At 74.1% G+C, this 24,044-nt stretch carries 15 protein-coding genes, 1 pseudogene and 3 riboswitches; of the genes and pseudogenes, 9 read left to right on the top strand and 7 right to left on the bottom strand.

Annotated elements, in window-relative coordinates; genetic code table 11:
- Window positions 1-115 precede the first annotated feature (115 nt).
- Window positions 116-192, bottom strand: a riboswitch (cobalamin riboswitch).
- A 90-nt stretch (window positions 193-282) separates the two neighbouring features.
- A riboswitch (cobalamin riboswitch) is annotated at window positions 283-413 on the top strand.
- Between the two features lie 103 nt (window positions 414-516).
- The 6 genes from OG556_RS36760 to metE all read left to right on the top strand — a co-directional run bounded on the left by OG556_RS36760 (window position 517) and on the right by metE (window position 11,388).
- Complete coding sequence (locus tag OG556_RS36760; protein WP_331744205.1) at window positions 517-3,600, top strand: prenyltransferase/squalene oxidase repeat-containing protein; 3,084 nt, start codon at window positions 517-519, stop codon at window positions 3,598-3,600.
- Window positions 3,597-4,814 carry a hypothetical protein gene (locus OG556_RS36755; RefSeq protein ID WP_371523102.1) on the top strand — a complete coding sequence of 406 codons (1,218 nt, stop codon included), beginning with the start codon at window positions 3,597-3,599 and terminating at the stop codon, window positions 4,812-4,814. Before OG556_RS36760 ends, OG556_RS36755 begins: the two co-directional genes overlap by 4 nt.
- A 10-nt stretch (window positions 4,815-4,824) precedes the next feature.
- A complete protein-coding gene (locus tag OG556_RS36750) occupies window positions 4,825-6,084 on the top strand; it encodes a CbiQ family ECF transporter T component (protein ID WP_331744202.1) in 1,260 nt (419 codons plus the stop codon).
- Window positions 6,081-7,769, top strand: coding sequence for an ATP-binding cassette domain-containing protein (locus OG556_RS36745; RefSeq protein WP_331744199.1), 1,689 nt, complete (start codon window positions 6,081-6,083; stop codon window positions 7,767-7,769). The genes OG556_RS36750 and OG556_RS36745 overlap by 4 nt, the downstream gene beginning before the upstream one ends.
- Window positions 7,766-8,656, top strand: coding sequence for an ECF transporter S component (locus tag OG556_RS36740; RefSeq protein WP_331744196.1), 891 nt, complete (start codon window positions 7,766-7,768; stop codon window positions 8,654-8,656). The genes OG556_RS36745 and OG556_RS36740 overlap by 4 nt, the downstream gene beginning before the upstream one ends.
- A 29-nt stretch (window positions 8,657-8,685) precedes the next feature.
- Window positions 8,686-8,908: riboswitch (cobalamin riboswitch) on the top strand.
- Window positions 8,909-9,072: 164 nt separating this feature from the next.
- Window positions 9,073-11,388, top strand: coding sequence for a 5-methyltetrahydropteroyltriglutamate--homocysteine S-methyltransferase (gene metE / locus OG556_RS36735; RefSeq protein ID WP_331744193.1), 2,316 nt, complete (start codon window positions 9,073-9,075; stop codon window positions 11,386-11,388).
- 85 nt (window positions 11,389-11,473) lie between these two features.
- Here the strand turns inward: metE and metF are convergent, their stop codons facing one another.
- Entirely contained in the window at window positions 11,474-12,391 is a 918-nt protein-coding gene (gene metF, locus OG556_RS36730; RefSeq protein ID WP_331744189.1) for a methylenetetrahydrofolate reductase [NAD(P)H], read from the bottom strand.
- A 114-nt stretch (window positions 12,392-12,505) separates the two neighbouring features.
- Between metF and folP the strand changes: the two genes are divergently transcribed.
- On the top strand, window positions 12,506-13,366 hold the full coding sequence (folP, locus tag OG556_RS36725; protein ID WP_331744186.1) for a dihydropteroate synthase: 861 nt from the start codon (window positions 12,506-12,508) through the stop codon (window positions 13,364-13,366).
- 53 nt (window positions 13,367-13,419) lie between these two features.
- Here folP and OG556_RS36720 read toward each other — a convergent pair.
- From OG556_RS36720 to aceA, 6 genes and pseudogenes are all read right to left on the bottom strand, one after another.
- Window positions 13,420-13,557 (bottom strand): annotated as a pseudogene (locus OG556_RS36720) (bifunctional 2-methylcitrate synthase/citrate synthase); the annotation flags it as partial.
- Window positions 13,558-13,577: 20 nt separating this feature from the next.
- On the bottom strand, window positions 13,578-14,483 hold the full coding sequence (gene prpB, locus OG556_RS36715) for a methylisocitrate lyase (RefSeq protein WP_331744183.1): 906 nt from the start codon (window positions 14,481-14,483) through the stop codon (window positions 13,578-13,580).
- Window positions 14,483-15,988, bottom strand: coding sequence for an MmgE/PrpD family protein (locus OG556_RS36710; protein ID WP_331744180.1), 1,506 nt, complete (start codon window positions 15,986-15,988; stop codon window positions 14,483-14,485). The genes prpB and OG556_RS36710 overlap by 1 nt, the downstream gene beginning before the upstream one ends.
- A 235-nt stretch (window positions 15,989-16,223) precedes the next feature.
- Entirely contained in the window at window positions 16,224-17,090 is an 867-nt protein-coding gene (locus OG556_RS36705; protein ID WP_331744178.1) for a 3-hydroxybutyryl-CoA dehydrogenase, read from the bottom strand.
- 27 nt (window positions 17,091-17,117) lie between these two features.
- Window positions 17,118-18,728 (bottom strand): malate synthase A, encoded by a 1,611-nt coding sequence (gene aceB, locus OG556_RS36700; protein ID WP_331744175.1) that lies wholly within the window; start codon window positions 18,726-18,728, stop codon window positions 17,118-17,120.
- 125 nt (window positions 18,729-18,853) lie between these two features.
- Window positions 18,854-20,140 carry an isocitrate lyase gene (gene aceA / locus OG556_RS36695; RefSeq protein WP_331744172.1) on the bottom strand — a complete coding sequence of 429 codons (1,287 nt, stop codon included), beginning with the start codon at window positions 20,138-20,140 and terminating at the stop codon, window positions 18,854-18,856.
- 347 nt (window positions 20,141-20,487) lie between these two features.
- Between aceA and OG556_RS36690 the strand changes: the two genes are divergently transcribed.
- A complete protein-coding gene (locus OG556_RS36690) occupies window positions 20,488-21,891 on the top strand; it encodes a short-chain fatty acyl-CoA regulator family protein (RefSeq protein ID WP_331745414.1) in 1,404 nt (467 codons plus the stop codon).
- 183 nt (window positions 21,892-22,074) lie between these two features.
- A complete protein-coding gene (asnB, locus tag OG556_RS36685) occupies window positions 22,075-23,922 on the top strand; it encodes an asparagine synthase (glutamine-hydrolyzing) (protein ID WP_331744169.1) in 1,848 nt (615 codons plus the stop codon).
- Window positions 23,923-24,044: the final 122 nt, after the last annotated feature.

The raw sequence follows: 24,044 nt of genomic DNA, 5'->3' as shown, positions 1-24,044 counted from the left end.
TGGCGGGCGCCGACCCTGCCCCGGAGCTCCGGCGTCCGTTGGAGGGCGCGCGACTGCCGGAGCGGTCGCCGCCCGGATCGCGTGGGCCGGCTTTCGCCATGGTGCGTGGCCGGGTGGGCATTCGGGCTCAGGGCGGCGCGATCGCCACCCCACACCGCTGCGCGTCAGCCCCGGATTCGCACCGGGTTCCCCCGCTCGGCCACCGCGGACGCTACCGCACGGCGCACCGGCCCACGAGGTGACGTAATCGATATGACGCCCCGTTGACTCCCGTTCGAACGGCGTGGTCTGATGAACCGATTTTTTGCCCTCGGCATTCAGGGGAAGCCGGTCCAACTCCGGCGCTGACCCGCAACCGTGGACCCACCTGTGGTGGGTGAGCCGGAATGCCTGGATCGGGGGCCTGTTCACAGAGCACTTGCGTCGTCGCGGACTACGACGCGGTCCGGACGGCCCCTGCCCAGGGGGCCGTCGGCTGCGCCGTTGCGTCCTGCGTCGACCGACCAGGGAGTCGTCGTGAGGGTCAGCAGCAGTCGCACACGTCACAGGAACCGGGACCTCGCCTCCTTGGTGGTCGCCGGTGCTGTCGCGGTCGCCGCCTGCGGAAGCGTCCTGTTCGGGCGCCCCGGCACCGCGGCCGCCGACCCGATCGAGCAGTGCACGGCGACGTCGGGCGCGATCGTCGCCGTCGACTTCACCCACTGGGGCGGCGGCGTCGTCCGGGGCTGCGACGCCCACCCCACGACCGGGATGAACCTGCTGCACGCCGCCGGCTTCACCACCACCGGAACCGAGCACGACGGACCCGCCTTCATCTGCCGCCTCGGAACCGGGACCTTCAACAGCGGTACCCAGTACCCGACGCCGGCCGAGGAACCCTGCGTCAACACCCCGCAGGCCACCGCGTACTGGTCGTACTGGATCGCCGAACCCGGCCAACAGGCCTGGTCCTACAGCCGGTTCGGCGCCGGGACGCAGAAGCCCAGACCCGGCGAGGTCGAGGCCTGGGTGTACGGCGGCACGGACATCGGCGGCACCAGCGGGGCACCGGGCTTCACTCCGGACTCCGTGAGGGCGAAGAGCGGCGGCTCGTCGGCTTCGCCGTCCGCCTCGCTGTCGCCCTCGGCGACCCCGAGCCCGACGTCGACCCCGACCCCGACCCCGACCGGGCCGTCCGCCACCGGTGACCCGGCGGCCGCCGCGGCCTGGCTGGCCCGTCAGCTCGTCGGCGGCGACCACATGGAGAACTGGGCCGTCGAGGGGCCGGACTACCCCCGGACCGCCCTCACCGCCATCGCCCTCGCCGCCGCCGGCACGCAGGACCCGGCGCTGCGCAGGACGGTCGCCTTCCTCGCCGCCCACACCGACGCCTTCCTGTATCCCGACGGTCCGGCCGGCCGACCCGATGCGAGGGCCGCCGCACTGCTGGCCCTCGTCGCCGAGAGCACCGGTGGCGATCCCCGGGCCTTCGGCGGCCGGGACCTGATCGTCGCGCTCACCGGCCACGTCTGCGCGGCGGCGGGGGAGAACGGCAAGTGCACCGCGGCCGGGGACTTCCTCGGCGCGGCCTCGCCGTGGGTCCAGTCCCTCGGCGTCATCGCCCTCCAGCGCGCCGGCGTCACGCCACCCGCCCCGACGCTCGCCCGCTTCACGGCGCTCCAGTGCGCCGACGGCGGGGTGGCCGGATCGATGATCGTCGCCGGCGAGCACTGCGAGTCCGACCCGCTCACCACCGGCCTCGCGGTCCTCGCCCTGCGTACGGCCCCCGGGTACGAGACGGCCGCGAAGAAGGCTTCGGACCAGCTCGCGGCCGGACAGCAGGCCGACGGATCCCTCCTCCCGTACCTCGGCGCCCCCGGCGACACCATCAGCACCGCGAGCGCGGCCCAGGCGTTCAGGGCCACCGGGCAGGACACCCGCCGAACCGCCGCCACGGCCTGGCTCGCCGCCCGGCAGGGCCCGGACGGCGGCTTCGGTCCCGACGCGTCGACCACCGACCCGGACCCGGCCGCCACCGAGCAGGCGATCCTGGCCCTGACCGGCACCGACCTCACCAGCGTCCGGCACAACCCGGACGCCGGCACGCCGCCGACGACGCCCGCCACCACGCCCGCCACCACCCCGACGACGCCCACCACGCCCGCCGGCACGCCGCCGACCCTGCCCGCCGGGAGGGCCCCCGACGCCGCCAAGGGCAGCGCCTACCTCACCGACCCGTCCCGCCTGATCAACGGCCGCTACTACGAGGGCTTCCCGGCCTTCGCCGACTTCGGCCTCACCATCGACGGCGCCTACGCCCTCGCGGCCACCGGCACCGACGACGCCGCGCTGCGCAGGATCGTCGACTTCCTGGACCAGCCGGGCAAGGACGCCGGCGAGCGCACCGTCAACGACTGGACCGGCATCGGCACCGAGTACGCGGGCGGCGGCTCGATCGGGAAGGAGGCGCTGCTCGCCGAGGCGGTCGGCCGCAACCCGCGCGCCTTCGGCGGCCACGACCTGATCGCCGCCCTGGCCGCCCTCGTGTGCACCAAGGCCGACCAGAGCACCGGCTGCGCGGCGCCCGGCAACTACACCTACGCCACCTCGGTGTTCTCCCAGGCGCTCGGCATCATGGCCCAGCTCCGGGCCGGGGACTCGACGAACGCCGCTCCCGCGATCGCCTACCTGAAGGGCCTCCAGCACCAGGACGGCTCCTGGCCGAGCCTGATCCCCGCCACCGGCGACTCCGACGTGGACAGCACGGCGATGGCCGTCATGGCCCTCGCCCTCGTACCGGGCGACGAGGCCGCGGGGGCGGTGGACAAGGGCCTCGGCTGGCTCGCCGCGCGGCAGCTGCCCGACGGCGGCTTCCCGGGCGCGGCCGGCGACTCGACCAACTCGGCCGCGCTCGCCGTCCAGGGCATGACGCTGCGCCAGTCCACGTACGGCGCCCAGATCGCCAAGGCGCGCGACTTCCTGGCGGGCCAGCAGAACGGCGACGGCGGGTTCAACGTGGCCTCCGCCGGGCAGCCGGGCTCGGACGTCCGCGCGTCCACGCAGGTGCTCGGCGGTGCCACCGGGATCTCCTTCGGCACGCTGTTCCGGGACCTCGGGGGAACGTCGACGCCGACGCCGACCCCGACGGGCACCGGGACGGCGACCCCGACGGGCACGCCGACGAGCACGCCCACCGGTACTCCCACGGGCACGCCCACAGGTACGCCGACCAGCACCCCGACCGGCACGCCCGCAGGCACGCCCACGAACACGCCGACCAACGCGCCCACGAACACGCCGACCAACGCGCCCACGGGCACGCCGAGTCCGACGGGCTCGCCCGCGACGGCTGGGCCCTCGGACACCGCCGCTCCCTCGACCGGCGACGGTTCGGCCACCTGGTCGGCCGGCGGCATCGACGCTCCGGCCGGAGGCGATGGCGGTGGCGCCGTCGCCCCCGCCGGTGGTGTGGCGGCGCAGACCGGTTCCGGCAGCCTGGCCGGCACCGGTACCCAGGCCCTGGCGCTGACGGCGGGCGCGGGTGCGCTGACGGCGCTCGGCGCAGCGGCCGTCCTCGTCGCCCGGCGCCGCACCGCGGCCGCCCCGGGGCGTCACCGGTGAGCCGGGGACTCGGTGGTCGGCTCGGCGGCCGGCTCGGCCGGCTGTCCGGGGCGGCGGCCCTGACCTTCGCCCTCGCGTTCGGCGGCGTCGCCGTGGGCACCGCCCCGGCGTCCGCGGCGCCGCTGCCGATCGACCAGTGCACCACCACCTCCGGCGTGGTGCTCGCCGTGGACTTCAGCAAGTGGGGCGGCCCGCTGCTGCGTTCCTGCGGGACCACCCCGACCACCGGCTTCACCCTGCTCAACCAGGGCGGCTGGAAGACCACCGGGACCGGCCACGACGGTCCGGCGTTCATCTGCCGGATCGGCTACAGCGGCTTCCAGGGCGGCAAGCAATTCCCGGCGCCGGACCAGGAGAAGTGCGTCCTGACGCCCCCGGCCACGGCCTACTGGTCGTACTGGCACGCCGATCCGGGGCAGAACGAGTGGTCCTACAGCCAGCTCGGCGCGATGAGCTACCAGCCGAAGCCCGGCAGCGTCGACCTCTGGATCTTCGGCGGCACCAACGTCGAGGGCACCGAGGGGCGGCCGGGCTTCTCGCCGGACAGCGTTCGCGCGCACAACGACAGCCCCGGCGGGCAGCCCGCCGACCCCGGCCAGGGCACCACGGGAGGCTCCGGCGGCGGCTCCGGCAATTCCGGCGGCTCCGGCGGAGGGTCGACGGGCGGCACGGGCACGGCCGGCGGCAGCGGCACCGGTACCGGTTCGAGCGGCAGCACCGGCAGCACCGGCGGCACCGGAAACACAGGCGGAACCGGCAGCAACAGCGGCGGCACCGGCGGCACCGGCACGGCCGGTGGCACCGGATCGGGCCGGGCCCCGGCCCCCGCCAAGCCCCCGGCGGGCGGAGCCCGTCCGCCCATGCCCGCCACCACCCCGGGGCCCGGCGCCGCCGCCACCCCCGAGGACGGCATCACCCCGCCCGGAGCGCCCGCGTCGACGCCCGAGCCCGCCACACCGGTGCCGGTCGAGCCGTCCACCGCGCCGCCGACCGACACCCCGAGCGATCAGCCGACCCCGCAGACGGTCGAGGCAGCGGACGCGCCGACGCCCACCCCCGCCGTGCCCGGCGGCGTGGTGGACGCCAACCCGGTGGCCGACGCCCCGCACGACGCCGGGTCGATGGTCCCCGCCGTCATCGCGACCGCCCTCGTGGGGGTGCTGGGCGCGGCCACCGTGGTCGTCGCGCGACGGCGCCGCCGCCGGGCCGAGTGATCCGGTGACCATGCCCGACCAGCACGCCGCCGGCCCCCCGAAGCCGAAGCCCACCCCGAAGCCGAAGCCCACCCCGAAGCCGAAGCCCACCCCCGGACGCGACGCCGGGAGCCGGCGCAGCCCCCGGAACCTGCACCCGCTGGCCTGGTGGACCTGGGCGCTGGCCCTGGCGACGGCGGCCAGCCGCACCACCAACCCGCTGCTGCTCCTGCTCGTCCTGGCCGTGCTCGGCTACGTGGTCACCGCCCGCCGGACCGAGGCCCCGTGGGCGCGCGGGTTCACCTACTACCTGTGGCTGGCCCTGACCGTGGTGGCGATCCGGGTGGTGTTCCGGTGCGTCTTCGCCACCGGCATCACCCCGCACGACCACCTGCTCTTCTCGCTCCCGCACCTGCCCACCCCCGCCTGGTACGCGGGCATCCAGATCGGCGGGCCGGTCTCCCTGGAGGCGACCCTCTCCGCCGCCTTCGACGGGCTGCGCCTGGCCTGCCTGATCTGCTGCATCGGCGCCGCCAACACCCTCGCCAACCCCAAGCGCGCCCTGCGCGTCCTGCCCGGCGCCCTGTACGAGCTGGGCGTCGCCGTGACGGTGTCGCTCAGCGTCGCCCCGCAGCTGGTGCAGAGCGTCCAACGCGTCGCCCGGGCACGGCGGTTGCGCGCCGGGCAGCGGAAGGGCATCCGCGCGCTGCGCAGCATCGTCGTCCCGGTGCTGGAGGACGCGCTGGAGCGTTCGCTGCACCTGGCCGCCGCGATGGACTCGCGCGGGTACGGCCGCTCCGGCACCGCGAGCCGCCGCTCCCGCCGCGTCACCGGCGCCCTGATGCTGCTCGGCATGTGCGGCCTGTGCGCCGGGGTGTACGGGCTCCTGGACGGAACCGCCCCCGCCGCCCTGGGGCTTCCCGCCTTCCTCGCGGGCGCCCTGCTCTGCGTGGCGGGGCTGATCCTCGGCGGCCGGCGCGTACGGCGCACCACCTACCGGCCGGACCGCTGGCGGGCCGCCGAGTGGGGCGTCGCGGGCTGCGGGGTGACCGCCGCCGTCCTGCTGTTCGCCACCGTCGGCTATGCCGCCACCGACCTCAACCCATCGCTCTACCCGCTCAGTTGGCCGAGCCTTCCGCTCGTCCCGGTGCTCGCCCTGCTGCTGGCCGGCGCCGCCGGGGTCATCGCGCCGCCGCCCGGACGTACCCCGGGGCCCGGACGCACCCCGGAGCCCGCCGCCAGCACTCGCGCCACCAGCACCGACCGCACGACCCCCGAGGTGAGCACGTGATCCGATTCGACCAGGTCGGCGTGGTGTACGACGGCGGGACCACCCCCGTCCTGCGCGACGTCGACCTGCACATCCCGGAGGGCGAACTCTGCCTGGTGGTCGGCCGCACCGGCGTCGGCAAGTCGACCCTGCTCGGCGCCGTCAACGGCCTCGTGCCGCACTTCACCGGCGGCACCCTGGGCGGCAGGGTCACCGTGGACGGCCGGGACACCGCGCACCACCCGCCGCGCGAACTGGCCGACGTGGTGGGCGTGGTGGGGCAGGACCCGCTGGCCGGCTTCACCACCGACACGGTGGAGGAGGAACTGGCCTACGTCATGGAGCAGTTGGCCGTCCCGCCGGAGGTGATGCGCAAGCGCGTCGAGGAGACCCTCGACCTGCTCGGCCTCGCGGACCTGCGCCACCGCGCCCTGCACGAGCTCTCCGGCGGCCAGCAACAGCGCGTCGCCATCGGCTCGGTGCTCACCGCGCACCCCCGCGTCCTGGTCCTGGACGAACCGACCTCGGCGCTCGACCCGACCGCCGCCGAGGAGGTGCTCGCGGCCATCACCCGCCTGGTCCACGACCTCGGCGTCACCGTCCTGCTCGCCGAACACCGCCTGGAGCGGGTCGTCCAGTACGCCGACCGCGTCGCCTACCTGCCCGGCGACGGCACGGTCGTGCACGGGCCGCCCGCCGAGGTCTTCCGGCACACCGCGATCGCGCCGCCCGTCGTCGGCCTCGGGCGGCTGGTCGGGTGGCGGCCGTTGCCGCTCTCCGTCCGGGACGCCCGGCGTGCCGCCGCCCCGCTGCGGGAGCGGCTGAACGACGTGCCCGTTCCTCCGCCGCGCCGGGCAGCGGTGGCGGGGGAGCGGGTGCTGGACGCCCGGGGGGTGGTCGTCCGGTACGGGCCGGTGACCGCCGTCCGGGAGGTCGGGCTGGAGCTGCGGGCCGGCGAGGTCACGGCGCTGATGGGGCGCAACGGCTCGGGCAAGTCCTCGCTCCTGTGGGCGCTCCAGGGCTCCGGCCCCCGGCAGGGCGGCAGCGTGCAGGTGCTCGGAGCCGACGGCGGGCGGGCCACGGACCCCAAACGGCTCTCCGCGACCAGGGCCCGGCAGCTCGTCGGGCTCGTCCCGCAGACCCCGACCGACCTGCTGTACCTGGAGACGGTCGCCCAGGAACTCGCCCAGAGCGACCTGGAGGCCCGAAGCGCGGCCGGCCTGACCTCAGCCGGCCCGACCGCCGCCGGCCCGACCGCCGCAGGCCCGACCGCGCGGCAGATCCTCGACCGACTCGCCCCCGGGATCCCCGACGGCACCCACCCCCGGGACCTCTCCGAGGGCCAGAAGCTGGCCCTGGTCCTGGCGATCCAACTGGCCGCCGCGCCAAGGGTGGTGCTGCTGGACGAACCCACCCGAGGGCTCGACTACCACGCGAAGGAAGCGCTCACCGGCATCGTCGACGCCCTCGCCGCCGAAGGCCGTACGGTCGTCGTCTCCACCCACGACGTCGAGTTCGTCGCCGCCGCGGCCGACCGGGTGGTGGTGATGGCCGAGGGCGAGATCGTCGCCGACGGCCCCACCGCCGAGGTCATCGTCGCCTCGCCCACCTTCGCCCCCCAGACCGCCAAGATCCTCGCCCCGCTGCCCTACCTGACCACCCGGCAGGTGGCCGAGGCCCTGGAACCCGCCGAGGCCGCCCGGTGAGCGCCGTCCGGATCCCCGGCCGGGCCCGCGTCGTCGCGGCCCTGGCCGCCTTCATCGGCCTGATCGCCTTCACCTGGCCGTTCGTCGTCGCCCCCGGAAAGTTCGGCTCCTCCTACGCCCCGCCGCTGATCTTCGGCGCCCTCCTGGTCCTGGTGCTCGCCGTCGTCATCGCCGAGATCGCGGCCGGCGGCATCGACGCCAAGGCCCTCGCCATGCTCGGCGTCCTGTCCGCCGTCAACGCCGGGCTGCGCCCGCTCGGCGCCGGCACCGCCGGGGTGGAGACGGTCTTCTTCATCCTCGTCCTGGCCGGCCGGGTCTTCGGCCCGGGCTTCGGCTTCACCCTCGGCTGCACCTCGCTGTTCGCCTCCGCGCTGCTCACCGGCGGCGTCGGGCCCTGGATGCCGTACCAGATGTTCGGCTGCGCGTTCGTCGGCATGCTCGCCGGGCTCCTGCCGAGGACCCGGCGGCGGCGCTGGGAGGTGGCGATGCTGGCCGCGTACGGGGCGTTCTCCGGATACCTCTTCGGCTTCCTCCTCAACCTCTCCTTCTGGCCGTTCTCCACCGACCCGAACAGTTCCATCGCCTACCTGCCCGGCCTGCCCTTCACCGAGCAGTGGCACCGCTACCTGCTCTTCGACCTCGCCACCTCGCTCGGCTGGGACACCGGCCGGGCCGTCACCACCTTCACCGCCGTGCTCGTCGTCGGCCCGGCCGTTCTCACCGTCTTCCGCCGCGCGGCCCGCCGCGCCAACTTCGAGCCCACGGTGCGCTTCGAAGCCCCGGACGCCCCGGACGGTCGACGAGCCGCCGCGAACGGCACCGCGAACGGCACCGCCGTCGGCTCCGCGAGCGGCGAGGGAGTCTCACCATGCGGACGGCTTCCGTGAATTCCGCGTCGGCCCCGGCGGTTTGCCCCTAAGCTGGCGACGCAGCTGGTTCGTCCTGCCCGCCAGGCAGGACGTCGCAAGAGGGAACCCGGTGGGAATCCGGGACTGCCCCGCAGCGGTGAGTGGGAACGACCGCCGTCATACGCACTGGACCCGGGACGGGTCTGGGAAGCGATGGCCAGTAGGTACCGGACGCCGACAGGCCCGGTGCGCCCACGAGTCCGAAGACCTGCCCGTTGCCCGCCCGCGGACCGTTCCGCGTGCGGATATCCCGGTGACCTCGTGGGCGGGTCGGCGACCATACCAGGCGGGTCCGGCACGCGCATCGACGTGAGCCGCCGTCCGGTTCGTCATCCCTTCGCGTCCTCGTCCCGTCCCCGGGTGCTTGAGGAGCCAGACTCGCGAAGGAGAGTCCCTTGACCACGAAGTCCGCAGCCGCGGCAACCAGGGCCACCGTGTACGGCTACCCCCGGCAGGGCCAGGGCCGGGAGCTGAAGAAGGCCATCGAGGGCTACTGGAAGGGCACGGTCACCGCCGACGCCCTGCGGGAGACGGCGGTCGGCCTGCGCCGGGAGAACTGGGCGCAGCTCGCCCGGGCCGGGGTCCTGGAAGTGCCCACCGGCGACTTCTCGTTCTACGACCACGTACTGGACACCACGGTCGCCGTCGGCGCGATCCCGGCCCGCCACCGGGCGGCCGTCGAGGCGGACGCGCTGGACGGCTACTTCGCCATGGCGCGCGGCACCCAGGAGGTCGCGCCGCTGGAGATGACCAAGTGGTTCGACACCAACTACCACTACCTGGTGCCCGAACTCGGCCCGGACACCGTCTTCACCGCGGACCCGGCCAAGGCCGTCGGGGAGTTCCGGGAGGCGCTGGCGCTCGGCCACACCGCACGCCCCGTGCTCGTCGGCCCCCTCACCTACCTGCTGCTCGCCAAGCCCGCCCCCGGTGTCGCCGAGGACTTCCAGCCGATCACCCTGCTGGACCGGCTGCTGCCCGTCTACGCGCAGCTGCTGGCGGACCTGAAGGCGGCCGGCGCCGAGTGGGTGCAGCTGGACGAGCCCGCGCTGGTGCAGGACCGCACCCCGGCCGAGCTGAACACCGCCGCCCGCGCCTACCGTGAGCTGGGCGGCCTGGCGGACCGTCCGAAGCTGTTGGTCGCGAGCTACTTCGACCGCCTGGGCGAGGCCCTGCCGGTGCTGGCCAAGGCCCCGGTCGAGGGCCTGGCACTGGACTTCACGGGGCCCGCCGCGGCGAACCTGGACGATCTGGCCGCCGTCGGCGGGCTGCCCGGCAAGCGGCTGGTCGCCGGGGTGGTCGACGGCCGCAACATCTGGATCAACGACCTGGAGAAGTCGCTGGCCACCCTGGCGACCCTGCTGGGCCTGGCCGAGCGGGTCGACGTCGCCCCGTCCTGCTCCCTGCTGCACGTGCCGCTGGACGCCGCCGCCGAACGCGACGTCGACCCGCAGATCCTGCGCTGGCTCGCCTTCGCCAAGCAGAAGGCCAGGGAGGTGGCGCTGCTGGCCCGGGGCCTGCGCGAGGGCACGGGGGCGATCGCCGCCGACCTCGCCGCCAACCGCGCCGACCTCGCCTCGCGCGCCAACTCCCCGATCACCCACGACCCGGCGGTGCGCGCCCGCACCGCCGCCGTCACCGCCGACGACACCCGCCGCGCCCAGGCCTACCCGCAGCGGGCCGAGGCCCAGCGCGCCCGGCTCGGCCTGCCGCTGCTGCCGACCACCACCATCGGCTCGTTCCCGCAGACCTCCGAACTGCGGGTCGCGCGGGCCGACCTCACGGCGGGCCGGATCGACGCGGCGGCCTACCGGGAGCGGATGGAGACCGAGGTCCGGGAGGTCATCGCCTTCCAGGAGAAGGCCGGACTGGACGTCCTGGTGCACGGCGAGCCCGAGCGCAACGACATGGTCCAGTACTTCGCCGAACAGCTCACCGGCTACCTCGCCACCCGGCACGGCTGGGTGCAGTCCTACGGCACCCGGTACGTGCGCCCGCCGGTCCTGGCCGGGGACATCTCCCGCCCGCACCCGATGACCGTCGACTGGTTCGGCTACGCGCAGGGCCTCACCGACCGCCCGGTCAAGGGCATGCTCACCGGCCCCGTCACGATGCTCGCCTGGTCCTTCGTCCGCGACGACCAGCCGCTCGGCGACACCGCCCGCCAGGTCGCCCTCGCCCTGCGCGACGAGGTCACCGACCTGGAGGCCGCCGGCGCGGCCGTCGTCCAGGTCGACGAGCCGGCCCTGCGCGAGACCCTGCCGCTGCGCGCCGCCGACCGCCCGGCGTACCTGGAGTGGGCCACCGAGTCCTTCCGCCTGGCCACCTCGGGCGTCCGCGCCGACACCCAGGTCCACACCCACATGTGCTACGCCGAGTTCGGCGCGATCATGACGGCGATCGACGAGCTCGACGCGGACGTCATCTCGCTGGAGGCCACCCGCTCGCACATGGAGGTCGCCGGCGAACTCGCCGGGGCCGGCTACCCGCGCGAGGTCGGCCCGGGCGTCTGGGACATCCACTCCCCGCGCGTCCCGAGCACCGAGGAGGCCGTGGAGCTGCTGCGCGCGGGCCTCGCGGCCATCCCCGCCGAGCGGCTGTGGGTCAACCCCGACTGCGGCCTGAAGACCCGCGGTTGGACGGAGACCCGCGCCTCGCTCGACAGCCTCGTCGGCGCCGCCCGCCACCTGCGCGCGGAGCTCGCCGGCTGACCCGCCGGTGACGCGCCCCGGCCGGGCACCGCATCCTGTGCGGCGCCCGGCCGGGGCGGCTGCCCCGACGGCGGCCCGGCCGGTTTCACCCGGACCCGGGAAGCCCGAGGTTCTGGTAGATCTCCGTCGTCACCGTGGAGAAATTCATGGTCATGAAATGCAGCCCGGGAACTCCCTCGGAGAGCAGGCGGCGGCACATTCCGGTGGCGTGATCGATACCGATAGCCCGGACGGCCTTCGGGTTGTCCTGCTGCTTCAGCATGCTTTCGGAAAGCTCGCCGGGAATGGCGGCGGTGGTCAGTGTCGGAATCCTCCGAAGCGACCGGATGCTGGTCACGGGCATGATCTCCGGAATGACCGGAACGGTGCAGTCGGCCGATTCCAGTCGATCCCGGAAACGGAGGTAGCTGTCCACGTCGAAGAACATCTGGGTGATGGCGTAGTCGGCTCCGGCCCGGCACTTCTCGATGAAGTGCCTGATCTCGAAATCCCAGTCGGGGGACCTCGGGTGCAGGTCCGGGAAGGCGGCCACACCGACGCAGAAGTCGCCGGACTCCTTGATCAGCCGCACCAGGTCGGCGGCGTACTCCACCCCGTCGGGGTGGCGGTGCCAGGTGCCCAGCGGATCGCCCGGCGGGTCGCCGCGCAGCGCCAGGATGTTGCGAACGCCCTGGTCGGCGTAGTGGCCGAGGATGTTCCGCAGCTCGGCGACGCTGTGGCCGACCGCGGTCAGGTGGGCGGTCGGCGTGAGGGTCGTCTCCTGCGCGATGCGGCCGGTGACGTTCACCGTCCGCTCCCGCGTGGACCCGCCGGCGCCGTAGGTCACCGAGACGAAGGTGGGGGACAGCGCTTCCAGGCGCCGGATCGCGTTCCACAGTCCGACCTCCGCCTCGGCGCTCCGGGGCGGCATGAATTCGAAGGAATAGGAAAGCCTGCCGGTCGCGAGGAGTTCGCGGACGGAGGTCGCCCGATCCGTGCGCGTGGAGGGAATTCCGAGTGTCATGGCAGGAGGTTAACCAGCCGGGCTGTCGGTAGTCCTCAGGTGTCCACTCTGTGATACGAATTCTCTCGGAGGTGTGAGTTGGGGGACGGGTGGGGCGGGCGGCACAATGGGGGCATGAAAAGACCTTCGCAGATATTGTCGGGACTGCCCGGATGGGATCGGTGCGCGGTGATGGGAGTCGTCAACGTGACCCCTGACTCGTTCTCGGACGGCGGCCGCTGGCTGGATCCGGGGCGCGCGGTGGACCGTGGACTGCTGCTGGCCGAGCAGGGCGCGGACATCGTGGACGTCGGCGGGGAGTCGACCCGGCCGGGAGCGGCCAGGGTGTCCGAGGAGGAGGAGCTGCGCCGGGTCCTGCCGGTGGTGCGCTCGCTCACCGACAAGGGCGTCCTGGTCAGCATCGACACGATGCGGGCCCGGGTCGCCGAAGAGGCGGTGGAGGCCGGCGCCCGGATCATCAACGACGTCAGCGGGGGCCGGGCCGACGCGGGCATGGCCCGCGCCGCGGCCAGGGCCAAAGTGCCCTTCGTCGTCATGCACTGGCGCGGGCAGTCCGCGCACATGGACGAGCTGGCCGCGTACGAGGACGTCGCGGCCGAGGTGATCCGTGAGGTCGCACGGCAGATGGACGCGGTGGTGTCGGCCGGGGTCGACCCCTCCCAGGTCATCGTGGATCCGGGCCTCGGCTTCGCCAAACGCCGGCAGGACGACTGGGCGCTGCTGGCGTCGCTCGACGCCTGGCGGGTACTGGGCCGCCCGCTCCTGGTGGCGGCCTCGCGCAAGCGCTTCCTGGGCGAGCTGCTGGCCGACCCGCACACGGGCGAGGCCCGTCCGGCCCGGGAACGCGACGCGGCCACCGCGGCGGCCAGCGTCCTGGCCGCCGCGCAGGGCGCCTGGGCGGTGCGGGTGCACGAGGTCCGCGACACGGCCGACGCCGTCCGGGTCGAGGCCGCGATCCGAAGCAACCGGGTCTGAGAGAGGAAGCACGCGCCATGTCACGTCCGACCGGGCAGAAGGACCCCAGGCAATCGCCGGGCGGCGAGCTCCTGGACGGGGTAGCCGCGATAGGTGAGGGAGTTGGTCTCCTGGATGACGGTGGAGATCCCGGTGGTGTCGACGACGACACCGGCGAGGCCGCGGTGGATCCCGGGTGCGGTGGTGGGCATGGCTGGTCTCCGATGCGGGGTCAGGCGCCGGGTGGGAGGGTGAAGTCGAAGACGGCCGAGTCGAAGGCCGCGTACTGCTCGTAGCCGAGGAGTTCGTACAGCCGGGAGCGCGGCTGCATGCGCGGCAGCAGCGACTCCTGGGTGCCCTCGGCGGCGAGGGTGCGCAGGCCGTCCTCCACCGCGCCCATGGCCAGGCGCAGCAGGGTGACGGGGTAGAGCGCGATCTCGTACCCGAGGTCCTGGAGGGTGCGGGCGTCGAGCAGCGGGGACTTGCCGAACTCGGTTATGTTGGCGAGCAGGGGGACGTCGACGGCCTTGCGGAAGGCCTCGAACTCGGCCTCGTCGGCGAGGGCTTCGGGGAAGATCGCGTCTGCTCCGGCGTCGACGTAGGCCTTGGCCCGGTCGATCGCGGCGCGCAGTCCTTCGACGGAGCGGGCGTCGGTGCGGGCCATCAGCAGGAAGTCGGGGTCGCGGCGGGCGTCGACGGCGGCCCGCAGGCGGCGGGTCATGTCCTCGCGGGGGACGACGGCCTTGCCGTCGAGGTGGCCGCAGCGCTTGGGGTTGACCTGGTCCTCCAGGTGCAGGCCGGCGAGGCCGGCGTCCTCCATCAGCTGGACGGTGCGGGCGGCGTTCATGGGTTCGCCGAAGCCGGTGTCGGCGTCGATCAGGACGGGCAGGTCGGTGGCCCGGGTGGTCTGCTGGGCGCGGGCGGCGACCTCGGTGGCGGTGGTGAGGCCGATGTCGGGCAGGCCGAGGTCGGCGGCGAGGACGGCGCCGGAGAGGTAGGCGGCTTCGAAGCCGAGGTCCTGGATGAGCCGGGCGGAGAGCGGGTTGAGCGCGCCGGGCATCGTCAACAGCCGCCCGGTGGCGAGGCGTTCGCGCAGGGCGCGGCGGCGCTGGGCGGGGGTGGTGCGGGTGTGCAGCATCAGAACAGGCCCTTCGGGAGGAGTGCGTCGAACGCGCGCACGGCCTCGGTGTCGACGGCGGGGAAGAGCTCGTCCAGGTCTGCGGCCTTCAGCTCGGCGAGGTCGGAGGCGGCTGCCAGGAAGCGGTCCTGGTCGGCGGGGGAGACGACGCCCTCGGCCAGGGTGCGGAACTTCCGCTGGTAGGCGGGGCGGTCGAAGGGGCGGGCGCCGGCGGGGTGGGCGTCGGCGACGCCGAGCTCGTCCTCGATCACCGTGCCGTCGTCCAGGGTGATCACCACGCGGCCGCCGAAGGCCCGGCGCTGCGGGTCGGGGTCGTGGTAGCGGGCGGTCCACTCTGGGTCCTCGACCGTGGTGATCTTCTGCCAGAGCGTCACGGTTTCGGGGCGCCGGGCCCGCTCGGGGGCGTAGGAGCGCTCGTGGTGCCAGGCGCCGTCCTCCAGGGCGACGGCGAGGATGTACGGGATCGAGTGGTCGAGGGTCTCCCGGCTCGCGGTCGGGTCGTACTTCTGCGGGTCGCCCGAGCCGGAGCCGATGACGTGGTGGGTGTGGTGGCTGGTGTGCAGGACGACCGAGCGGACACCGCCCAGCGGTCCGGCCTTCTCGCGCAGCCGCCGGGCCAGGTCGATGATCGCCTGGGCCTGGTACTCGGCGGAGTGCTCCTTGGTGTAGGTGTCCAGGATCGCCCGCCTCGGCTCGCCGGGCGCGGGCAGCCGCACGGTGTAGTCGGACTGCGGGCCGTCGAGCATCCAAGCGAGGAAGCCGTCCTCGCCCTCGTAGACGGGGGACGGGGAGGTCTCGCCGCGCATCGCCCGGTCCACCGCCTCGATCGCGGCCTTGTCGGCGAAGGCGGGGGCGAAGGCCTTCCAGCTGGAGATCTCGCCCTTGCGGGACTGCCGGGTGGCCGTCGTGGTGTGCACGGCCTGCTGCACCGCCTGGTACACCGTCTCGGTCGGCAGCCGCAGCAGCGCGCCGAGCCCGCAGGCGGTGGCCGCGCTCAGGTGCGCGACGTGGTCGATCCGGTGGGCGTGCAGGCAGATGCCCCGCACCAGTGCGACGTGGACCTCGTAGGCGGCGACGATGCCGCGCAGCAGGTCGGCCCCGCTGCGGCCGGTGTGCTGGGCGGCGGCCAGCAGCGGCGGGATGTTGTCGCCGGGGTGCGAGTAGTCGGCGGCGAGGTAGGTGTCGTGGAAGTCCAGCTCGCGCACCGCCGTGCCGTTGGCCCAGGCCGCCCACTCCGGCGAGACCCGGGTCGGGCTGCCGAACACCCGGGCGCCCGGCGCGCCGCGGTGGGCGAGCGCCTGGGAGCGGGCCACCGCCACGGGCCGGCGCAGCAGCGACGCGACGGCCACCGCCGCGTTGTCGATCACCCGGTTGACGGCCATGCTCGCGCCGGCCGGGTCCAGCTCCTCGGTGCCGGTCGCGACGGCGGCCAGCTTCCAGGCGAGCTGCTCCTCACGCGGCAGCCGGTCGGCACTGGGGTGGACGCGGACGTGGTGCTCGATCACGGGACTCCTCGGGAGTGTGTGACGACTCTGGGGGCTTGCGTGATCGAGCCTGCTGGTCGGACGGCCGATGATCCAGCATGCCAACCGGTGGAATCCGTACGGCGGATTCCTGTGAAGCTGCGAAACCTGCGAACCGCCGGGCTCCCCGCGGTGCCCCGGGACAGCACAGCGCCCCGGTGAGCGCGCGGGTGGCGCGTTCTCCGGGGCGGTGGGCGTAGCGGGTGCCGCGGGGCCGTCAGGCCGAGGGGTGTGCGTGGAACCCGCGCCCGCTCTTGCGGCCGAGCAGGCCCGCCTCGACCATGCGGGAGAGTAGGGGCGGCAGCGCGTAGAGCGGTTCCTTGTACTCCTCGTACATGGACTCGGCGATGGCCTGCACGGTGTCCAGGCCGATGAGGTCGGCGAGTTGGAGCGGGCCCATGGGGTGGGCGCAGCCGTGGACCATGCCGGCGTCGATGTCCGCCGGGCTGGCGTGGCCGGCCTCGGCCATCCGGACGGCGGAGAGCAGGTAGGGCACCAGCAGGGCGTTGACGACGAAGCCGGCCCGGTCGCGGGAGCGGATGACGTGCTTGCCGAGGGTGTCCCGGGTGAAGGCCTCCACCCGGTCGAGGACGGTCGGGGCGGTGTGCAGCGAGGCGACCAGTTCGACGAGCGGCATGACGGGGGCGGGGTTGAAGAAGTGCAGGCCGAGGACGTGGGAGGCGCGGTCGGTGGTGATGCCGAGGCGGGTGACCGGGATGGCGGAGGTGTTGGTGGCCAGGACGGCGTCGTCGGCGACGAGCACCTTGTCCAGGGTGCTGAGCACCTCGGTCTTGACCCGTTCGGCCTCGACGACGGCCTCGACGACGAGTTGGCGGTCGGCGAGCGCTTCCAGGTCGTCGGCGAACAGCAGGTGGGCCCAGGCGTCCGTGCGCTGCTGCTCGTTGATCCGGCCGCGGTCGACGGCGCGGTGCAGGGAGCGGTCGATCCGGCTGCGGGCGGCGCGCAGGGCGGCCCGGCCGGCCTCGCAGACGACGGTGTCCAGGCCGGCGCGGGCGAAGACCTCGGCGATGCCGGAGCCCATCTGTCCGGCGCCGACGACCGCTACGCGGCGGATGTCGTTCATGGGGTGCTGCCTCCGTGGTCGGGCGGCTCAGGCCGCGGTGCGGATCCGCACGAGGTGGCGGGCGTAGGCCTCGGTGGTGAGGAAGGCGGGCAGTTCGGCACCGAGGGCGGTCTCCTCCAGGATCCGTACGGCGTCGTCCACCAGCGCCGGGTCGGCGCCCTCGGCGAGCAGGGCGGCGCGTTCGCGGTCGATCAGCCGCCGTACGAGGTCGGGGGTGGCGAGCGATCCGCCAGTCAGCCGGGAGCAGTGGTGCTGCCACTGCCAGATCTGGCAGCGGGCGATCTCGGCGGTGGCGACGTCCTCCATCAGGCCGAAGACGGCGACGGCCCCGGAGCCGCCGAGCCAGGCCGTCAGGTAGCGCAGGGCGACGGCGACGTTGGAGCGCAGGCCCTGTTCGGTCGGCAGGCCGACGGACAGCCTGTGCACGCCGAGCAGGTCGGCGGCGGTGACCTCGACGTCCTCGCGGGTGCGGTCGAGCTGGTGCGGGCGGCCGTCGAGGACGGTGTCGAAGGCGGCCCGGCAGGTGGCGACGAGGCCGGGGTGGGCGACCCAGGAGCCGTCGAAGCCGTCGCCGGCCTCGCGCTCCTTGTCGGCGCGGACCTTGGCCAGGGCCGCCTCGTTGGCGGCGGGGTCGCGCTGCGGGATGGCGGCGGCCATGCCGCCGATGGCGTGGGCGCCGCGGCGGTGGCAGGTGCGCACCAGCAGGTCGGTGTAGGCGCGCAGGAAGGGCTGGGTCATGGTGAGGGTGGCGCGGTCGGGCAGGACGTAGCGGGGGCCGTGCGTGGCGAAGTTCTTGATCAGGCTGAACAGGTAGTCCCAGTGCCCGGCGTTGAGGCCGGCCGCGTGCTCGCGCAGCTCGTACAGGATCTCGTCCATCTCGAACGCGGCGGTGATGGTCTCGATCAGCACGGTGGCGCGGATCGTTCCGTGCGGGATGCCCAACTCGTGCTGGGCGAGGGTGAAGACGTCGTTCCACAGCCGGGCTTCGAGGTGGTTCTCCAGCTTGGGCAGGTAGAAGTACGGGCCGCTGCCGCGCTCGATCTGCCGCCGGCCGCAGTGGAAGAGGTGGAGGCCGAAGTCGACCAGGGCGCCGATCGCCGGGCGGCCGTCGATCAGCAGGTGGTGCTCGTCGAGGTGCCAGCCGCGCGGGCGCACGACGATGGTGGCGGGCGTGTCACCGATCCGGTACCGCTTGCCCTCCGGGGTGGTGTCGTCGATCCGGCGCTCGATCGCGTCGAGCAGGTTCAGCTGGCCGGAGAGCAGGTTGTGCCAGGTGGGGGAGGTGGCGTCCTCGAAGTCCGCCAGCCACACCTTGGCGCCGGAGTTGAGCGCGTTGACGGCCATCCGGCGCTCGGGCGGGCCGGTGATCTCCACCCGGCGGTCCGCCAGGCCGGGGCCGGCGCCGGCGACCCGCCAGGTCGGGTCCTCGCGGACGGCGCGGGTCTCGGGCAGGAAGTCCAGGGTGCCTCCGGCGGCGAGCGCCGTCGCGCGGCGGCGGCGCTCGGCGAGGAGTTCGGCGCGGCGGCCGGCGAAGGCCCCGTGCAGGCGCGCCACGAAGTCCAGGGCGGCGGGGGTGAGGATCTCCTCGAAGCGGTCCTCGTGCTCGCCGAGGACGTCGATGCGGCTGGGCTGGCTCATCCGGTTCTCCAGGTGGCGGGTGGGAGGGCGCCCGGGCCTCGTCCCTCAACGAGGCCCGGGCGGCGGGGTGAAGGGCGGTCTCTCCCCAGAGGCCGCCGGGGTGGGCTCAGTGCGCCGGGGACGGCTCAGTGGAACTGCTCGGCCTCGGTGGAGCCGGTCAGCGCCAGCGTCTCGGCGTTCGGGTTGAGCGCGGTGGAGACCAGGTCGAAGTACCCGGTGCCGACCTCGCGCTGGTGCTTCACCGCGGTGTAGCCCTGCGGCACGGCCGCGAACTCGGCCTCCTGGAGGTCGACGTAGGCCGTCATCCCGTGCTCGGCGTAGCCGCGGGCGAGCTGGAACATCGAGTGGTTCAGCGCGTGGAATCCGGCCAGCGTGATGAACTGGAAGCGGTAGCCCATCGCGCCCAACTCCCGCTGGAACTTGGCGATCTGGTCGTCGTCCAGGGCCGCCTTCCAGTTGAAGGACGGCGAGCAGTTGTAGGCGAGCATCTTGTCCGGGTACTCGGCCTTGAGCGCCTCGGCGAACTCCCGGGCCTGGGCGAGGTCGGGGGTGCCGGTCTCCACCCAGATCAGGTCCGCGTACGGGGCGAACGCGAGGCCGCGCGAGATCACCGGGGCCATGCCCGGCTCGACCCGGTAGAAGCCCTCGGCGGTGCGCTCGCCGGTGCAGAACCGGGCGTCGCGCTCGTCGACGTCGCTGGTCAGCAGGTTGGCGGCGAGCGCGTCCGTGCGGGCCACGATCAGGGTCGGCACGTCGGCGATGTCGGCGGCCAGGCGGGCGGAGTTGAGGGTGCGGACGTGCTGGGCGGTGGGCACGAGCACCTTGCCGCCCAGGTGCCCGCACTTCTTCTCGGAGGCGAGCTGGTCCTCGTAGTGGATGCCCGCCGCGCCGGCCGCGATCATGCCCTTGGTGAGCTCGAAGGCGTTCAGCGGACCGCCGAAGCCGGCCTCCGCGTCGGCGACGATCGGCACCAGCCAGTCCGGCCCGCCGTCCGTCCCCTCCGCCGCGTCGATCTCGTCGGCCCGCAGCAGCGCGTTGTTGATCCGACGCACCACCTGGGGAACGGAGTTGGCCGGGTAGAGGCTCTGGTCCGGATAGGTCTGGCCGGCCTGGTTGGCGTCCGCCGCGACCTGCCACCCGGACAGGTAGATCGCCTGCAGCCCGGCCCTCACCATCTGCACGGCCTGACCACCCGTCAGCGCCCCGAGGGCGTGCACGTAGTCCTGCTCGTGCAACTGCCGCCACAGGCGCTCGGCGCCCCGGCGGGCCAGCGTGTGCTCCTCGCGGACGGTGCCGGACAGCCGCACGACCTCGGCCGCCGAGTACGTGCGCTCGATGCCCGCCCACCGCGGGTCGGACGCCCACCGGGCGGCCAGCGCCGCCGCCTGCTGCTGCCGGACCGACTGAGTCATGGGTCTGCTCCCCAGGGTGCTCGTTGCGAAGGTTGTGAGGTACCTCACCGCAAGGGCGAGTGGGCGGCCGGGCGGTGCCGGGCGGCGGCGTGACACCGCAGGACGTGGATGCCCGGACAACCTGCCCGGCCGCGACCGACCTGGTGTTTCGCCGCTGTCCTGCGCACCTCCCGGCCGCACCACCGACTCTGGCACCCCGCGAAGCCGCCGTCACCGGTGGACCACTGCCAACTTCTGCGAACGGCCCTCGGCAAATCTGCGAAGGTTGCGACGACTTGGCGCCCCGCAGTGCGGCTAGGCTTCCCGCACCGGATCGGCCGATGCGCGCAGTGGGGGAGAACGACACGATGGGAAAGGCCTTCGCCGGCGCCCGGCTGCGCCGCCTGCGCGAGGAGCGCGGACTCAGCCAGGCCGCCCTCGCCCGGCTGATCGACCTCTCACCCAGCTACCTCAACCAGCTGGAGCACGACGCCCGCCCGCTCACCGTGCCCGTCCTGCTGCGCCTCACCGAGGCCTTCGGCGTCGAGGCCGGGTACTTCGCCCCGCCCGAAAGCGCCCGGCTCACCGCCGAACTGCGCGACGCGCTCGGCGAGGAGCTCGCGGCCGGACGGGTCACCGCCGGGGACCTCGACGAGGTCGCCGCGCGCCTGCCCGCCGTGGCGCGGCTGCTCATGGACCTCGGTCGCAGCCGACGGGCGGTCACCGAGCAGCTCGCCGTCCTCGCCGGGGACCGCGGCCCGGCGCCCGACACCCTCACCCCGCACGAACAGGTCCGCGAGTTCTTCTACCGCCGCCAGAACTACCTCCACGAACTCGACACCGCAGCGGAGGAGTTGGCGGCCGCCATCGGCCTGCGGCGCGGCGAGGTCAGGGCGGTGCTGGCCGACCGGCTCGCCTCCGGCCACGGCGTACGGACCGTCGCCGGAGGCGAGCACCTGCACCGGTACGACCCGCGCAGCAGGGTCCTGAGGCTGTCGGACCGGCTGCGCCCGGGCCAGCAGGCCTTCCGGATGGCCACCCAGCTCGCCTACCTGGAACACGATCCGCTGCTGTCCGAACTCGCGGCCCAGGACAGCCCGGAAGGCTCCACCGCCTGGTCGCTCACCCGGATCGGCCTGGCCAACTACTTCGCCGCCGCCCTCGTGCTGCCGTACGCCGCCTTCCACGCCGAGGCCGAATCGGCGCGCTACGACATCGAGCACCTCGCCGACCACTTCGGCGTCGGCTACGAGACGGTCTGCCACCGGCTCAGCACCCTCCAGCGGCCCCGGCTGCGCGGCGTGCCGTTCTCCTTCGTCCGGGTCGACCGGGCCGGCAACGTCTCCAAGCGCCAGTCCGCGACCGACTTCCACTTCTCCCGCACCGGCGGCACCTGCCCGCTGTGGAACGTCTACGAATCCTTCGCCGCCCCCGGCCGCGTCCATGTCCAGGTCGCCGCCATGCCCGACGGCCGGCGCTACCTCTGGACCGCCCGCGCCGTCACCCGCTCACCCGGCGGCTGGGGCCGCCCCGGCAAGACCTTCGCCATCGGCCTCGGCTGCGAACTCCGCCACGCCGCACGGCTCGTGTACTCGGCGGGACTGGACCTGGGCGACCGGACGGCCGCCACCCCGATCGGGCTCGGCTGCAAGGTGTGCGAACGCCCGGCGTGCCCCCAGCGCGCCGCGCCCGCCATCGGCCGGCCGCTCGCGCTCGACGAGCACACCAGCACCTTCATCCCCTACCCCGCGCTGCCCGACCCCCGGAACTGAAGGCCGCCGGCCGGTGTACCGGCCTGGCCGTCCTTGGCCCGACGCCCAGCGGCTCGCGCTCGGCGGGCTTCGGAAATCACCCGGCTGCCCGGAACTTCCCGGACGTCCGGCCCGACTCCTGTGCCGGGCGCCGTCGCCGACAGCGTCCGGCAGAGCACACCCCTTCACCCCAGGAGCGCGAGCATGTGCGGGATCACCGGCTGGGTGTCCTTCCACCAGTCCTTCCACCAGGACATCGGCCACGGCGCCGCCTCCGTCATCCGGGCGATGACCGACACCATGGCCCGGCGCGGACCCGACGCCGGCGGGATCTGGCTCGGCCGCCACGCCGCGCTCGGCCACCGCCGCCTCGCCGTCATCGACATCGAGGGCGGCACCCAGCCCATGACCGACCGCCCCGACCACCCGCAGGTGGTGCTCACCTACAGCGGCGAGGTCTACAACCACCACCGGCTGAGATCCGAACTCGCCGCCAAGGGCCACCGGTTCGAGACCCGCAGCGACACCGAGGTGGTCCTGCGCGCCTACCAGGAGTGGGGGGACGCCCTGGTCGATCACCTGGAGGGCATGTACGCCTTCGCCGTCTGGGACGACCGCGAGCAGCGCCTGCTGCTGGTCCGCGACCGGCTCGGGGTCAAGCCGCTGTTCTGGGCCGAAACCGACGGCGGCCTCGCCTTCGGCTCCGAACCCAAGGCCCTGTTCGCCCACCCCGAGGTGACCCCCACCGTGGACGCCGACGGCCTGCGCGAGGCCTACAGCCTCCTGTTCAACACCGGCCCCACCGTCTGGGTGGGCGTCCGCGAGGTGCACCCCGGCAGCCTGCTCGTCCTCGACCGCGACGGCATCCGCGAACGGCGCTACTGGGAACTGGCCGCCCGCCCGCACACCGACGACCCGCAGACCACCACCGAGCTGATCGGCGGCCTGGTCGACCGCGCCGCCCGCACCCAGCTGGAGGCCGACGTCCCGCTGTGCAGCCTGCTCTCGGGCGGCCTCGACTCCACCGTCGTCACCGCCCTGATCGCCGACGAACTCCGGCTCCGCGAAGGGCCGCAGGCCACCCTGCGCTCCTACGCCGTCGACTACAGCGACCAGGCCGAACGGTTCACCGGCGACGTGCTGCGCACCGGCCACGACACCCCCTTCGCCGCCGAGGCCGGCGCGTTCATCGGCACCGAGCACTCCACCGTCGTCCTCGATCCCCGCGCCCTGCTCGACCCGGACAACCGGCGTGCCGTGGTCGCCGCCCGGGACTCGCCGATCGGCGTCGGCGACATGGACACCTCGCTCTACCTGCTGTTCGGGGAGATCCGCAAGCACTCCACCGTCGCCCTCTCCGGCGAGGCCGCCGACGAGGTCTTCGGAGGCTACCCGTGGTTCCACAACCCGAAGGCACTCGCCGCTCGCGCCTTCCCCTGGCTCCTGGTCACCGGGGACCAGGCCGCGATGCCGCTCCACCCCGACCTCGCCGCCCGGCTGCGCATCCCCGAGTTCCGCGCCGACACCTACCGCACCGCCGTGGCCGCCGTCCCCCGCCTCGACTCCGAGAGCGCCGCCGAACACCGCCTGCGCGAGATGCAGCACCTCTCGCTCACCCGCTGGCTGCGCCAACTCCTGCACCGCAAGGACCGCCTCTCCATGGCCCAGGGCCTGGAGGTGCGCGTGCCCTACTGCGACCACCGCCTCGTCGAGTACGCCTTCAACACCCCCTGGGCGATGAAGAACCACGACGGCCGGGAGAAGAGCCTGCTGCGCGACCTCGGCCGGGGCATCGCCCCCGACTCGGTGCTGTGGCGGCCGAAGAACCACTACCCGGCCACCCACCACCCCGACTACAACGCGGGCCTGCAACGGCTGGCCCGCGAGGCGCTGGACGCACCGCACGTCCGGGACATCGCCGACGAGACGGTCGTCGGGGCCGCCCTCGACACGCCGGCCGAGCAGTTGCCGTGGGGCCACCGGCTCCGCCTGGAGCGGGTCGTCGACCTCGCGCTGTGGCTCGACCACCACCGCCCCGCCCTGGCCCTCTGACCACGACAGGAACGCGAACGCCCTTCGTGGCCCCGACGGTGGTCGGGCCACGAAGGGCGCAGGACGGGGCGGACGCGGCCGACCCCGTTCCTGGTCGAAGGGGGAGCCGGCCCGGGCGGGCG

It is taken from the genome of Kitasatospora sp. NBC_01300, assembly GCF_041435235.1.
Taxonomy (GTDB): Bacteria; Actinomycetota; Actinomycetes; order Streptomycetales; family Streptomycetaceae; genus Kitasatospora.
Note: the sequence above shows the minus strand (reverse complement) of the source record. Positions and strands in the feature narration are given on the sequence as shown.